The 13,761-nt window shown below is 31.0% G+C and carries 18 protein-coding genes; all 18 read right to left on the minus strand.

The window, feature by feature from the left end:
- Positions 1-16: 16 nt before the first annotated feature.
- The 18 genes from C3E90_RS05600 to C3E90_RS05685 all read right to left on the minus strand — a co-directional run bounded on the left by C3E90_RS05600 (position 17) and on the right by C3E90_RS05685 (position 13,759).
- Positions 17-973, minus strand: a complete 957-nt coding sequence (locus tag C3E90_RS05600; protein ID WP_236914681.1) for an LCP family protein — start codon at positions 971-973, stop codon at positions 17-19.
- A gap of 6 nt (positions 974-979) precedes the next feature.
- Complete coding sequence (gene yqeK, locus C3E90_RS05605) at positions 980-1,552, minus strand: bis(5'-nucleosyl)-tetraphosphatase (symmetrical) YqeK (RefSeq protein ID WP_236914682.1); 573 nt, start codon at positions 1,550-1,552, stop codon at positions 980-982.
- Positions 1,553-1,560: 8 nt separating this feature from the next.
- The gene (nadD, locus tag C3E90_RS05610) at positions 1,561-2,172 is read right to left on the minus strand and encodes a nicotinate-nucleotide adenylyltransferase (RefSeq protein ID WP_236914683.1); all 612 of its coding nucleotides are present in this window, start codon (positions 2,170-2,172) and stop codon (positions 1,561-1,563) included.
- Positions 2,173-2,253: 81 nt separating this feature from the next.
- A complete protein-coding gene (gene yhbY, locus C3E90_RS05615) occupies positions 2,254-2,544 on the minus strand; it encodes a ribosome assembly RNA-binding protein YhbY (protein WP_236914684.1) in 291 nt (96 codons plus the stop codon).
- A 19-nt stretch (positions 2,545-2,563) separates the two neighbouring features.
- On the minus strand, positions 2,564-2,746 hold the full coding sequence (locus tag C3E90_RS05620; protein ID WP_236914685.1) for a hypothetical protein: 183 nt from the start codon (positions 2,744-2,746) through the stop codon (positions 2,564-2,566).
- 20 nt (positions 2,747-2,766) lie between these two features.
- The gene (obgE, locus tag C3E90_RS05625; protein WP_236914686.1) at positions 2,767-4,041 is read right to left on the minus strand and encodes a GTPase ObgE; all 1,275 of its coding nucleotides are present in this window, start codon (positions 4,039-4,041) and stop codon (positions 2,767-2,769) included.
- A gap of 169 nt (positions 4,042-4,210) precedes the next feature.
- A complete protein-coding gene (gene rpmA, locus C3E90_RS05630; RefSeq protein WP_236914687.1) occupies positions 4,211-4,501 on the minus strand; it encodes a 50S ribosomal protein L27 in 291 nt (96 codons plus the stop codon).
- Positions 4,502-4,504: 3 nt separating this feature from the next.
- Positions 4,505-4,852, minus strand: a complete 348-nt coding sequence (locus C3E90_RS05635; protein ID WP_236914688.1) for a ribosomal-processing cysteine protease Prp — start codon at positions 4,850-4,852, stop codon at positions 4,505-4,507.
- A 2-nt stretch (positions 4,853-4,854) separates the two neighbouring features.
- Positions 4,855-5,166 carry a 50S ribosomal protein L21 gene (gene rplU / locus C3E90_RS05640; protein WP_236914689.1) on the minus strand — a complete coding sequence of 104 codons (312 nt, stop codon included), beginning with the start codon at positions 5,164-5,166 and terminating at the stop codon, positions 4,855-4,857.
- 89 nt (positions 5,167-5,255) lie between these two features.
- On the minus strand, positions 5,256-6,512 hold the full coding sequence (locus C3E90_RS05645) for an Rne/Rng family ribonuclease (protein WP_236914690.1): 1,257 nt from the start codon (positions 6,510-6,512) through the stop codon (positions 5,256-5,258).
- A gap of 18 nt (positions 6,513-6,530) precedes the next feature.
- Positions 6,531-7,250 carry a TIGR03936 family radical SAM-associated protein gene (locus C3E90_RS05650; RefSeq protein ID WP_236914691.1) on the minus strand — a complete coding sequence of 240 codons (720 nt, stop codon included), beginning with the start codon at positions 7,248-7,250 and terminating at the stop codon, positions 6,531-6,533.
- Positions 7,247-9,091: a TIGR03960 family B12-binding radical SAM protein gene (locus tag C3E90_RS05655; RefSeq protein ID WP_236914692.1), complete on the minus strand. Its 1,845-nt coding sequence runs from the start codon at positions 9,089-9,091 to the stop codon at positions 7,247-7,249. Before C3E90_RS05655 ends, C3E90_RS05650 begins: the two co-directional genes overlap by 4 nt.
- A gap of 91 nt (positions 9,092-9,182) precedes the next feature.
- On the minus strand, positions 9,183-9,866 hold the full coding sequence (locus tag C3E90_RS05660) for a murein hydrolase activator EnvC family protein (protein ID WP_236914693.1): 684 nt from the start codon (positions 9,864-9,866) through the stop codon (positions 9,183-9,185).
- Positions 9,867-9,925: 59 nt separating this feature from the next.
- On the minus strand, positions 9,926-10,981 hold the full coding sequence (locus C3E90_RS05665) for an FAD:protein FMN transferase (RefSeq protein WP_236914694.1): 1,056 nt from the start codon (positions 10,979-10,981) through the stop codon (positions 9,926-9,928).
- Positions 10,982-11,041: 60 nt separating this feature from the next.
- Positions 11,042-11,917, minus strand: a complete 876-nt coding sequence (locus C3E90_RS05670) for an FMN-binding protein (RefSeq protein WP_236914695.1) — start codon at positions 11,915-11,917, stop codon at positions 11,042-11,044.
- 115 nt (positions 11,918-12,032) lie between these two features.
- On the minus strand, positions 12,033-12,311 hold the full coding sequence (minE, locus tag C3E90_RS05675) for a cell division topological specificity factor MinE (RefSeq protein ID WP_236914696.1): 279 nt from the start codon (positions 12,309-12,311) through the stop codon (positions 12,033-12,035).
- 13 nt (positions 12,312-12,324) lie between these two features.
- Positions 12,325-13,119, minus strand: coding sequence for a septum site-determining protein MinD (gene minD, locus C3E90_RS05680; RefSeq protein WP_236914697.1), 795 nt, complete (start codon positions 13,117-13,119; stop codon positions 12,325-12,327).
- 19 nt (positions 13,120-13,138) lie between these two features.
- Positions 13,139-13,759 carry a septum site-determining protein MinC gene (locus C3E90_RS05685; RefSeq protein WP_236914698.1) on the minus strand — a complete coding sequence of 207 codons (621 nt, stop codon included), beginning with the start codon at positions 13,757-13,759 and terminating at the stop codon, positions 13,139-13,141.
- Positions 13,760-13,761: the final 2 nt, after the last annotated feature.

Below are 13,761 nucleotides of genomic sequence, written 5' to 3' on the forward strand. Positions count from 1 at the left end.
ATTACCTCCTGGTCTATTAATTAACTTCATTATCACTATTTTCTATGTTTTCAACAGCTCTGTATTCAGTAAATAAAGATTTAACTAGTTTACTGGTTTCTTCCTCATCGGGAATAAAATAGGATATACCATTAATATATTTCCCTTCTCCAGGCAATGTAGCCATTTGCATTGCTTCTGTATTAAATATTTTGGCTTTCATGGCAAATTTCATTATAATATCTAAAGGTATATTAGTATCTACATTGTCATAATAGGATTTTATCATTTGAGGAATATTTACAATATTTGCTGGTCTTAAAGCCTTTTCAGCAGCTGCTTTTATAAATTGTTGTTGGGCTTTAATCCTTCCCAAATCCTGGTCAGCATATCCTTTTCTAAATCTTAAGAACTGTAACGCTTTATCACCATTTAATTTCTGAGGACCCTTTTTTAGATGGATATACAATGGCGGATCTGCTGTTGGGTCTTCATAATTCATATCCATTGGAACATCTATTTCTACTCCATCAATTAGCTCTACTATTTCTTCTACTATTTTGTAATCAACTTTAACATAGTATTCCAAATCTATACCTAATAAATCCTTTACCGCCTTTACAGACAACTCTGGTCCACCATAAGCATGGGCATGAGTAATTTTCTCTTCATATTTTTTACCTCGTATTCTAGCTTTAGTATCCCTAGGTATAGAAAGCATGGATATATCTCCGGTAGATTTATCAACTCTACATAAAATCATAGTATCTGTTCTAGCACCAGAGCTTTTACTTACATCTTTAGAATCTACACCTAATAACAAAAATGTAATATCATCTTTCCCCTCAACCAATCTATCGATAAAAGTTTCCTTGTACTCATCTTCTTCTGCATCACTGGTAGCTTTAATAACGCTTTTATATATAAAGCCACTCCATACTAATGAAAATATAATAAAAGAAATAAAAAAACTTTTTAAAAATGTCTTTTTCAACGGACCTCACTCCATCTTTTTGTTAATTAATAAATGATTTCTTGCTTTAATAGTATCTAGATGTATTAGATTTCCTTTTTTAAGGATGAATTTCAATGTGTTATTTATTGAAAATAATAGAGTTTTGTCAATATCTTCATAGGCTAATTTCCTAATTTCTTCTACACCTTGAAAATCTCTACTTGGTTCTATTAAATCAGCTATATAAACTATTTTTTCTAACAGCCTCATATTTTCTCTACCAGTAGTATGGAAACGAATGGCATCTAATATCTCCCTATCTTTTATATTATATTGTTTTTTTGCTATTTCGGCACCTAATGGGCTATGAATAAGCTCTTTATTTACTTTCATGACATTATCTAGAATTATATCAAAATCATTAGCCATTTTCAACAAATTTATTTCTCCTTGAAGTTTGCCACAATCATGCAAAAGTCCAGCTATCTTAGCTTTCTCAATTGAACAATCGTAATGTTTGGCTAATTTCATACTGGTATTCATAACCCCTATGGAATGATTGAATCTTTTTATTCCAATATCTTTTTTTAGTTTTTCATAAATCCATTGTTCTACCATGTAGTCTTCTACTCCTTATATAGTTTATTCTTCTCTATATATAATTCTACCGATTCAGGAACTAGATACTTTATAGATAATTGATTTTTTATCCTATTCCTAATTTCAGTAGAGGAGATGTCTATTAGAGGAGATTCTAATATATTCATATTGCTTTTATATAATTCACTTAACTCCTTTATCCTTTCTTCTAATTTATTGTTATCCAAATATTTTCTTTTAGCTACAATAAAATTACAGGAACTTAATAGTTCCTTATAATCTTTCCACTTATGTATTTGATATAAAGAGTCTGAACCCAAAATAAAATAGAACTTTGTATTATTATATTTTGATTTCAAATATTTTATTGTATCGATTGTATAGGTAGTACCTTCCCTATGAATCTCTATAGATGACAAAAAATAATAAGGGTTAGAATTTATAGCAAGTAAAGTCATATCATATCTGTGATTATTAGACGAAATATCTATATCATCTTTATGGGGAGGTTTCCCAGTTGGTATGAAAAGTATTTTGTCTAAACTAAATGTAGTCCTGGAATATTCCGCCAATGTTAAATGGCCATTATGTATCGGATCAAAAGTACCTCCCATAATTCCAATCTTTTCTTTAGCCAAGTTTCTCACCCTCCTGTTTTCTATCTTATAATAGATAAACTTCAGAAACATCAATTCTGAAGTTTATATTAATTTTACATATTAAGGCAATTGGATTTTTTTATTCTCTTTAGATTCCCTATATAAAACAAGTTTATTTCCTATACTTTGTACAAATTCTGCATTAGTGCTTGCAGCTAAATCATTAGCTACTTTAGTTGCATCTAAATAACTATTATTCAATACTTTTATTTTAATAATTTCCCTTGCTTCTAAGGCTTCATCTACTTGCTTAATAAAGTTCTCTGTAATACCATTCTTTCCAATTTGAAATATTGGGTTCATGGTATTAGCAATACCTTTTAAATAACTTCTTTGTTTACCTGTTAACAATTGTTACACTCCTTTAATTTTAAACTTCCAATTCTTTTCTAGACAATCTTCTATGGGACTCATAATTCTTGGTACCTTTCTTCCATCCTGTTCTGGATTTTTCCGATGGTTTATAGTTTTTGTTAATTACTACTTCATTTTTTGCTAGACAATAATATGTTGGTTGGTTTTCTTTACAATTACCACAATTAAAACAGTCCATTTTAATCACGAACCCTCCATTTAATCAAAAAATTCAAATTCATATCCACAGATAAATACTGAATCACTTTCCTCAATTCCTAGCTCTTTTAATTTATCCACAACACCTCTTTGCCTTATAATGTTTTGAAAATATCTTAAAGAATCATGATTGTCAAAGTTAGTTGAATATAATAACCTTTCTATAAAGGAACCTTCCACAACATATACTCCATTTTCTTTCTTAACAATAATTGGCTCTTCTTCAGGCTCTCCAATGGTTATATCTACCTTTTCATCAAAGGTTTCATATTCAGTTTCTATATCTTTTAAAGCTTCCCATATACCATATTTTAATTTGTTAATTCCTTCCATAGTTGCTGCAGATAGGGTAAAAACTTTATATCCCATAGGCTCAAATTCTTTTTTTATACTTTCTATCCATACTTCTGACTGGGGTATATCTATTTTATTGGCAACAATTATTTGATGTTTATCCTTTAGTTTCGGATTATATTGAATTAATTCATCATTTATTTTATAAAAATCTTCTATTGGGTTTCGACCTTCTATACCAGAGCTATCCAATACATGAACTAAGACCTTAGTCCTTTCTACATGTCTCAAAAAATCATGGCCTAGACCAGCACCTTCATGAGCTCCCTCAATTAACCCTGGAATATCAGCAATTACAAAGCTTTTTTCTTCATCTATTTTAACTACTCCCAAATTTGGTTTTAGTGTAGTGAAATGATAATTTGCAATTTTAGGTTTTGCTTCAGATAAAATGGATAATATTGTTGATTTACCTACATTGGGAAAACCAATTAAACCTACATCTGCTAATAATTTTAACTCCAATATAACAGTTCTTTCTTCTCCCTTCATCCCTGGTTCAGCAAATCTTGGAGCTTGCCTAGTGGCAGTGGCAAATTTAGCATTACCCTTTCCTCCTTTGCCTCCCTTGGTGATTATGAAGCTTTGGTTATGCTCTTTTATATCTATTATTACTTTCCCAGTACCTTCATCTTTTACTAGAGTTCCTACTGGTACTTTCAGTATTAAATCCTGTCCTTTTTTACCAAATTGTTTTTTAGTCCTACCATTTTCTCCATTTTCAGCTTTATAAACACGTTTATACCTGAAATCCATTAAAGTTCTTATTCCTTCGTCGCCTTGTAAAATAATATTGCCTCCATTCCCCCCATCACCTCCATAGGGACCTCCTGCTGGCTCATATTTCTCTCTTCTAAAGGCCACCGCTCCATCTCCACCTTTGCCAGCCTTTAAATTGATTTTAGCTATATCAATAAACATAATATCATCCTCTATCATTTTGTAATTTAATTATACCAACTTATAATTGGCTGTCAACAAATAAAATGCTAATCTCACCAATATAAATATTATTCTATTCTAGAAGGTGAAAAATATTCTAATATTTATTCAGAAAAAAAAGCCTACCATATTGGCAAGCTTTAGAAATTTATGCTAATTCTTCGCTAGTATATACGCTAACTTGTTTTCTATCTCTACCTTTTCTTTCAAACTTTACAACACCATCTACTTTAGCAAATAGAGTATCGTCTCCACCTCTACCTACATTATTACCAGCGTGAATTTTAGTTCCTCTTTGTCTTACAAGAATATTGCCAGCTAAAACAAATTGACCATCGCCTCTTTTAACGCCTAACCTTTTAGCTTCACTGTCTCTTCCGTTTCTAGAGCTACCTACTCCCTTTTTTGAAGCGAACAACTGTAAATTTAGTTTTATCATTTTCTACACCTCCCTATATTTGAGAGTTACATACTCCGGATAGTTTTCTAATATTGATTTTATCCCAACTTCTAAAGTTTTTAACACTATTTCAGTTTTCATTCTAAGGTTATCATCTATAACCTTAGAAATGGTTACATCTATAATACCATTTTCTTCATCTATGGTATAGTCTATTTCTTTCTCTGGGACCCCACAAACTTCAACTAAAGAAACCAATGTAGTCTGTGCAAGAACTGAAACTGCTGCACATACTATGTCCTTGCCTTTAATATCGTAACCTGCGTGTCCCGAAATATTATACCTTCCGATATAACCTTTTTTATCCTTAAAAATAGTTACTTTTATCATTTTTAACCAACAATCTTTTCAATCTTTAATTTTGTATAAGGTTGACGATGTCCTTGTTTTTTTCTGTAATTCTTCTTAGACTTATACTTGAAAACGATAATCTTCTTTGCTTTTCCTTGTTCTAGTACAGTTGCTTCTACTTTTGCGCCTTCCACATAAGGCTTCCCTACGATTAAATCATCTTCTTTTGAAACAAGAAGCACTTTCGATAAATCTATTTTTTCTCCCTCGTTGGTGTCAATTTTTTCAACAAATACTATGTCTCCTTCTTGAACTCTGTATTGTTTTCCACCTGTTTCAACTACAGCATACATATTATTGTGCACCTCCTCTAACCAGTCTCGCCAATGTTAGGTGACTAAGCTTTAAACCCACACTGAGCGGCTACCTACAAACAAAAATTTTACCAGAAAAACTTTGTTTTGTCAATACTTCTATCTAAAATTTTGCCTCTTCCATTACAATAAGGACAGTTTGTTATAAACTTTGAACTCAAGCTATTCCTTACTTTCTTTCTAGTAAGCTCTACTAGCCCTAATTTAGTAATTCCAATTATATTTACTTTGTTTCTATCATGGCTTAAATAGTCCTGTAGTTTTTCTAAAACTACAGATATATCCTTCTCTTCTTTCATATCTATAAAATCGATTATTATAATTCCACCAATATTTCTAAGTCTAATCTGCTTAGAAATTTCTTCAGCTGCTTCTAAATTAGTCTTAACTACTGTATCTTCTAAATTTTTATCGCCTATAAATTTACCTGTATTAACATCAATAGCAGTCAATGCCTCTGTTTCATCTATAACTATATACCCACCACTCTTCAAGGATACTTTTCTTTCTAATGCTATTTGAATTCCCTTCATAATATTATCCTGAGAAAATATATTGAAATCTTTATCATAATATATCTTCCCTTCTAACTTAGGAAAAACAACACCTTGAAAACTAAGTAAACTATCGTATTTTTCTTTATCATTTAGGATTATACTATCAATCTTATGGCCAAAAGCATCTCTAATAATTTGATGTGATAAATCTATTTCCTTATATATCAATTTAGGACAGGGTAAAAAATTTCTCTCCCTCTCAATCTTTCGAAAAATATCTATTAACATATTATATTCATCCATTAATAATTCCTTTTCCACGCCAAAAGCTTTAGTTCTAAATATAAGCCCCATATTATCTTTTTGCATATCTTTCCCAATTTGTTTCAATCTTTCAATCTCTTCATCATTATCAATTTTTCTTGAAAGACTTATCTTGTCAGAAAAGGGTGTTAATACAACAAATCTTCCTGGTAGGGTAATATGTGCTGTAACTTTAGCCCCTTTGTTTTGTGAAGCTTCTTTTATTACTTGAACAATTATCTCTTCTCCATTACTTACTACATCATCAATGTTAATTTGTTCATTTTGATTAATCATTTCCTTTGGTACAGCATTTTTTACATATAGATATGCATTTCTACCCTCACCTATATCCACAAAAGCTGCTTCCATACCTGGTAATACATTGACTACCCGTCCTCTATAGATATTACCTGCTTCCTTCCTGTAATCTCTTTCATCTATATAGAACTCTACAAGCCTATTGTTTTCTACTATTCCTATTATTTCAGTACTATCCTTTGAATCAATAAAAATATAATTCATATTACCTCTCCTAATTTTCTACATTGGCGATACAATTCTACCCTTTTCTTCAGCAAAAAGTTGGAGTCTTTTTATATCTATAGTATCAAAATCTATTCCTATATTAAGATACTTTTCCATGGCTTCAATAAAATCTGTTGGTTTAAGGTTTCCATTGTCTCCTGCCTTTAGCAGGCAATGGATTACTATTGTAGATTCTGAATTAGAGTTTTTCTCATTACTAAAATTCTCAATAACTATATTGCCAATAAAAAACTTAATATCTTGATCTCTTTCAGTTATCTTTCTACCCTTACGTCTAACCTTCTTAATAATGATTTCCTCTTCTCTTAACCAGTTATCTACCATGTCTTGGAATTCTTCTTTGCTATTTAATTTATTAGATTTAAATTTAATTTTATAAAAACTCCAACTAATAAGGGCTGAAATGGATTTTTTATCTTCTATATACTTAGCATCTAAAACCCTGATTCCATCTGGCAATTCCTTATTCATTATATCAATAAAATCTTCTATAGGCATTTTATTATTTAAATCTATGTCCATGTATTCTTCAATGCTTTCAATTCCTAGTGCTAAAGGATTAGCTATAGAGAATTTAGGTTGAGGATTAAATCCTTTAGAGTATTCTATAGGTATATGTCCTCTTCTAAAAGCTCTTTGAAACAACCTCATTAAATCTAGATGGGATATGAATTTCAAATAGTTTTCTTTTGTAAACTTTACTCTTAGAATCATTTGCAAACACCACCTGTAAAGCTTTTATTGATACCACAATTAGTACAACCTAGTCTACAATCTCTAGTTAATTTTTCTTCTTTTGCTTTTTCATACTCCTTGATTAAATATTCTTTAGTAACCCCAGGTTCTATAAAATCCCAAGGGAGTATTTCTTTCAACTGTCTTTCCCTTAATGCATAAAAATCACCATCAATTCCAGTTTCATTAAAAGCTTCCATCCATCTGTCATAATCAAATTTCTCAGACCAGCCATCAAATTTACATCCCTTTTCCCAAGCTCTAATTAAAGCTTTTGATAGCCTTCTATCCCCTCGAGCAAGAACTGCTTCTAGATAGCTAAGCTTAGGGTCGTGATAATTAAATGTAATCTTTTTATCTCTAATATTATCCTTTAGTAGATTAATCTTATCATAGAATTCATCTATAGAATTTTGTCCTACCCATTGAAAAGGAGTAAAAGGTTTAGGAACAAAACAAGAAGCACTTAAGGTGATTTTTAAATTACCCCTTCTTCTATCCTTAGGGAGACTGAAAAATATGTCTTTTACTTTATAACCTAAATCCTTAATTCCTATTATATCTTCATCTTCTTCCGTGGGAAGGCCAATCATAAAGTATAATTTAATGGTAGACCATCCTTCATTAAAGGCAAAATTCATAGCTGTAATTAGGTCTTCTTCTGTAACCCCTTTATTGATTACATCTCTTAGCCTTTGACTACCTGCTTCTGGTGCAAAAGTAAGACCAGTTTTTCTTACCTTTTGAATCTCTTTAAGGACTCCTATACTAAAGGAATCTAATCTTAGGGAAGGTAATGAAACACCAACTCTTTTTTCTTCAAATCTATCCATCAATTTTGAGATTAATAATTGGAGTTCAGAATAATCACAAGAGCTTAGGGAAGTTAAGGAAATGTCTTCATATCCTGTGTTCTTTTCCAGCTTTTCTGCTAATTCCAATAATCTATCTACCTCTTTTTCTCTAACAGGCCTATAAATCATTCCCGCTTGACAAAATCTACAACCTCTTGTACAACCTCTAAATATCTCTAATGGAATCCTATCGTGAACTGTTTCAATATAAGGTAAAATTAGTTTTTCAGGATAATAGACTTTATTTAAATCCTTTATTATCCTCTTCTTTATAATTTTTGGCACTCCTTCAACTAATGGTTCCATCTTATCTATGGTGTTGTCTTCTTTATAGGACACCTTATAAAATGCTGGTACATATACTCCTTCGATCCTACTAACTGCTCTTAAAAAGTCTAATCTACTGCCCTTTTTCTCTTTAAGCTCTTTATATTTTTCTAGTATTTCCAGAGTAACTTCTTCTCCTTCTCCAACAACAAAAAAATCAATGATATCTGCTATGGGCTCTGGGTTATATCCACAAGGTCCCCCAGCAATTATAAAAGGGCTATCCTCATCTCTATCCTTAGAAAGGATAGGGATATCTCCTAAATGGAGCATATTGATTATATTTGTATAACTCATTTCATATTGTAATGTAAAACCTAAAAAGTCGAAATTTTTTACAGGTTCTTTACTCTCTAAAGTAAATAGAGGGATATTTTCCTTAATCATCTCTTCTTCCATATCTACCCAAGGAGCAAATACCCTTTCACATGCAATATCCTCTTCATGGTTTAGTAGATTATATAGTATATGAAGACCTAAATGAGACATACCTACTTCATAAATATCTGGAAAAGCAAAGGCAAATTTAACATTAACATCATTTAAATTCTTCTTAGTGGAATTTACCTCCATACCTATATACCTTGCTGGTTTTTCTACTCTTTTTAATACTTTATTGAATTTTTCAATATCTATCATCTGATACCACCTTTTCATTTGTACTATAGTACTATCTTATCATCTTTTTATTTTTTTGAATAGAATAAAAACAAAACTGTCTTAGACAGTTTTATAGTTTCTTTTTAAAATTTACATAGTTTATTGGGTTTTCTGGTAAACCTTCTACCCAAACTTCAAAATGCAAGTACTTATTTCCATCTTTGTTGGTACCTAAGGTGCCAATTTTAGTCCCCATCTCTACTGTTTCTCCTTCTGTTACATAGACAGATACTAAATATCCATATACGGTTACAATATCATCATGTTCTATTGTGACAAAATAACCTTTGGATTCCCTGTCTTCAATAGATTTAACAACTCCTTTATCAATAGAAATTGGCTCTTTTTCTTCATCTGGTATAATATCTATTCCATTGTTAAAACTAGTCCTTCCATCTAAATATCTAGTTTCTCCAAAAGGATTATAAATTACACCTTCTATTGGAGGTGAATATTTAGAGGAATTGGTTATGTTTAAGACAGATAAAGTCTTTTCTGGTATCATCAATATTTTTTTACCATAATCCAATATTACTTTTCCATCTTTTTTTATACTAAATTCATAATTTATGCCATTATGAATTATTTGAATTATATTAGAAGAAATGCTATTATTTAAAATTTTTAATATAAGAATCAGAATTAAAATTATTAAAACACCAATTATTTTATTCAATTGTCTTTTATAATGAAATCTTCTCTTTAAATAATTAAGAATCCCTTTGTACCTAATATTATATCTTCTTTTATACATAATTTCACCCACCTTAATCTACTATTATGATATTTATTAATGGTGGGTTTTATTACTTATTAGTTTGGATTTTTAATCAATTTTAAATCCATGTTTTTTAATGAGAATTGTTCGAATATATTTTGGTGGACATAAGCTTCTCCATTTTTTGTAATAAATATAACTTCTATACCCTCTAGTTCATTAGCTATTTTGGTTCCTTCATCTACTCCTAGAACAAATAAAGCTGTAGACAATGCATCTCCATCAATGGATTTATCAGATACTACACTTATACCTGCCACTTCATTTTCTGATGGATAGCCAGTTTTAGCATCGATTATATGATGGTATTTTTTCCCCTCATATATGAAGAATCTTTCATAATCTCCTGATGTTACTATGGATTTATCCCTTATATTTAATATACCTAAATAGTTTCCTGTTACTTGAAAAGGATCTTGAATTCCTATCCTCCAAAATACCCCGTCTTCTTTCTCTCCTACTGCATAGACATTTCCTCCTAAATCTATAATCGCTGATTTCACTCCATTATCCATTAATATCTTTTTAATTTCATCAGCTGCATAACCTTTTACTATTCCACCTAAGTCTAATTTCATTCCTTTTCTTTTTAAAAATACTTGATTATCATCCATTAATTCCAAATCATTGTAATCTACTAGATTCATATTCTTTTTAATTTCTTCTTCTATAGGTATGGAATCTCGTTCTTCTTCATCCCTACCAGTTATATTCCACAAATCTACTAAAGGACCTATAGTTGGTTCATAAGCTCCATTTGTAATCGTTGCAAAACGTTTTGCTTGTTGGATTACATAATATACATCCTCATGTACTTTCACAGGTTTAATTCCAGAATTTTTGTTTATCATACTTACATCGCTAGTCTCTATAGTTCTACTCATTCTTTCTTCTATTTCTTTTAATCTGTCAATGGCTTGATCTAGTATTTTATTGTCCTTTTGGTCATATATTTTTAATGTGATAACCGTATCCATTAAGAATTCTGTTCTGGTTAAAGGTCCATCATTGTCCTTTTTTAGACAACCTATAATGGTTAAAGCAATTGTTACAGCTATTATTATAAAAATCAAAGCCCTTTTTAGCTTCATAATTACTATCCTCTCTTAACAATATTTAGAAAAACCCTAACATTACGTTAGGGTTTATTTCTATTTTGCACTTTCTAATGCTTTTTCAACTAATTCAATCATAGTAGTTCTAGTATTTGTAGCTCCTGTAATGGAATCTACATCAAGGTTTTCTGTACCATTGTTGTCAATTATTAATTTTTGAACCCCTTTAATCACGTCAAAGGAATCTAAGTAGGCATAGTTATCAACAGATTTTCTATCTCCTGCTTTAACTTCAACTGGTTCCGTTTTAGGCTTTCCATCGCTGTCAGTAACTGGTTTGTTATCTTCATCAAATACTACCTTGTTGCTTTCCATATCTTCTACTGCAGATTCAAAATAATCTATTCCAACAATTTGTCCATCTTTTACTACTACTACTACTTCTCCTAACCAACCATGGCTAGCTTCCTCTGCTTTTGCTGTATATTCTCCATCAGTATATACTGGAGTATAGGTTTCACCCTTTTCAGCTTGAGCTAATAGTCTACTGACTATATCTTTAAAGCCTTCCTTGGTATGAGTAGCTCCTGATACAGCATCAAAATCAATTTCATCTAAATCCTTCTTCTCATTGAATTGTTCATTAAGGTTTTTAATTACTTCTAGCCCTTCTTGATACTTGTAATTTCCTTCATTTTTTTCTTCTCCTGAATTAGCTAATATTTCAACATAACTAAATGAAGAAATTTCACCATCTGCAACTTCCATCTTCACCATACCATAGTTTCCATGGTCGCTAACAGGATCTTTAATTAAATAAGTACCATCTTGTAAGTTCCCTACTGCTTCATCTGCAGTTGGAGTATCATTTGCATCTCCACCTGCTGTTTCTTTTTCTTGGTTACCACATCCAGCAAGTAAAGCCGCAATTAATACTGTGGCTAAAATTAATAAGCTTAACCTTCTTTTCATTCGTATCCCTCCAAAATTTTTAAATAATTAGGTAAGTACATGAAAACCCTAGTACATTATATCTAAATTAACCAATAATTACAACTATTGTTTGATTATTAACAATCATTTAATGCTAATCATTGTCCTTCACTTTAATTATGGGTATATTAGCTACTAAAGCAGACATTGGCATATTGTCTGATTCCCTTTTCATTCTTGTTAATTTAATGTCTAACCCTTCTTCGTCTATTTCTGCATATTCTCTTACTACTCTAATCATATCCCCTTTAATCATTTCTAAAAATTTTGGAGACAAATCAGATCTATCATGAACTAATACTAATTTCAATCTTTCTTTAGCCACATTTTTGCTACTTTGCTTACTTTTACCGAAAAATTTGAATAAATCCAAGACTACTCCCCCTTTACTTGCTAAATAGTAGTTTGATTAACTTACTGAATTTACCTTCATTATTTTCTAAATTGAGTAATTCTACTTCCTTTCCAATAATCCTGTCACATATGTTTTTAAATGCTTTTGCTGATAAAGGTTCATCTTCAGTTACTACTGGTTCTCCCTTATTAGTGGAGATTACAATGGCTTCATCATCAGGAATAACGCCTAGTAAATCTACTGCTAATATATCTATAATATCATCTACATTCATCATATCTCCTCTTTTTACCATATCATGTCTTATTCTATTGATAATTAGTTTAGGATTATTAAGGCCTTGAGCTTCTAATAACCCAATTACTCTATCCGCATCCCTTACAGCTGAAATTTCAGGTGTAGTTACAATAAAAGCCTCATCTGCGCCAGCAATGGAATTTTGGAAACCTTGTTCTATTCCTGCAGGTGAATCTATGATAATATAGTCAAATTCCTCTTTTAGTTCATTTATTAGTTCCATCATTTGTTCGGGTTTTACTGCAGTCTTGTCCTTTGTTTGAGCAGCAGGTAATAAGAATAAGCCTTCGAATCGCTTGTCTCTTATGAGGCCTTGTTTTAACCTACAGGTTTTCTCTACTACATCGACTATATCATATACTATTCTATTTTCTAATCCCATCACAACATCTAGATTTCTAAGTCCTATATCTGTATCTACTACTACAACCTTATTACCTAATATGGCTAATCCTGTGCCTATATTTGCAGTTGTGGTAGTTTTTCCTACTCCACCTTTTCCTGATGTTATTACAATTGCTTTTCCCATTTTTCCTTCCTCCTCTTCATTATTTTCTCGGTAAATATGGCTCAATAAGAACTTCCCCATCATAAATCTTAGCAACCTCTGGCAACTCAGAAGTAACTATATCTCCATCTGGCCTTCTTCCAATGATATTTGCAATCCTAAGCTGTGTTGGTTGCAAATCATAAGCAGCCACTATTGCTTTGTAGTTTCCATCTATCCCAGCATGAGCAACTCCTCTCAAAGTTCCCAGTATTATTATATTTCCTCTTGCTTTGATTAGAGCTCCAGGATTTACATCCCCTATTATAACAATGTTTCCATCGTATTCAACTACTTGCCCAGACCTTATTGTAGTATTTATAAACTTTGTCATTCCCTCATATATACCTTCATAAGGTTTTTCTTCTTCCAAATAGGATGGTAATCCATCTTCTGATATATGTAACTTATACTTATCTTTAATAATTTCATATAATTGATTAATTTCATCTTCGGTAATATTTTCTCCTTTAATCCCTAAAAGATTAGCTCCTCTAAAAAAATCTATAGATTCATCTAATTTTTTGTCTAATTCCTTTTTAATATGATGAAAATCTCCTTCTTTAATATAAATATAAATTCCTTCCTTAATTCCTCTAAAATTTACTAATCCTTCTTTCAATG

It is taken from the genome of Clostridium sp. Cult2 (assembly GCF_021655075.1).
Classification (GTDB): domain Bacteria; phylum Bacillota; class Clostridia; order Tissierellales; family Tepidimicrobiaceae; genus Schnuerera.

Bases quoted from the DNA above. Each gene is read 5' to 3' on its own strand.
- C3E90_RS05670 (WP_236914695.1), bottom strand. From the start codon at position 11,917: ATGAAAAGAAGGTTAAGCTTATTAATTTTAGCCACAGTATTAATTGCG.
- C3E90_RS05655 (WP_236914692.1), bottom strand. From the start codon at position 9,091: ATGATAGATATTGAAAAATTCAATAAAGTATTAAAAAGAGTAGAAAAA.
- C3E90_RS05650 (WP_236914691.1), bottom strand. From the start codon at position 7,250: ATGATTCTAAGAGTAAAGTTTACAAAAGAAAACTATTTGAAATTCATA.
- yqeK (WP_236914682.1), bottom strand. From the start codon at position 1,552: ATGGTAGAACAATGGATTTATGAAAAACTAAAAAAAGATATTGGAATA.
- C3E90_RS05660 (WP_236914693.1), bottom strand. From the start codon at position 9,866: ATGTATAAAAGAAGATATAATATTAGGTACAAAGGGATTCTTAATTAT.
- C3E90_RS05635 (WP_236914688.1), bottom strand. From the start codon at position 4,852: ATGATAAAAGTAACTATTTTTAAGGATAAAAAAGGTTATATCGGAAGG.
- rpmA (WP_236914687.1), bottom strand. From the start codon at position 4,501: ATGATAAAACTAAATTTACAGTTGTTCGCTTCAAAAAAGGGAGTAGGT.
- C3E90_RS05620 (WP_236914685.1), bottom strand. From the start codon at position 2,746: ATGGACTGTTTTAATTGTGGTAATTGTAAAGAAAACCAACCAACATAT.
- rplU (WP_236914689.1), bottom strand. From the start codon at position 5,166: ATGTATGCTGTAGTTGAAACAGGTGGAAAACAATACAGAGTTCAAGAA.
- C3E90_RS05645 (WP_236914690.1), bottom strand. From the start codon at position 6,512: ATGAATTATATTTTTATTGATTCAAAGGATAGTACTGAAATAATAGGA.
- obgE (WP_236914686.1), bottom strand. From the start codon at position 4,041: ATGTTTATTGATATAGCTAAAATCAATTTAAAGGCTGGCAAAGGTGGA.
- C3E90_RS05665 (WP_236914694.1), bottom strand. From the start codon at position 10,981: ATGAAGCTAAAAAGGGCTTTGATTTTTATAATAATAGCTGTAACAATT.
- minD (WP_236914697.1), bottom strand. From the start codon at position 13,119: ATGGGAAAAGCAATTGTAATAACATCAGGAAAAGGTGGAGTAGGAAAA.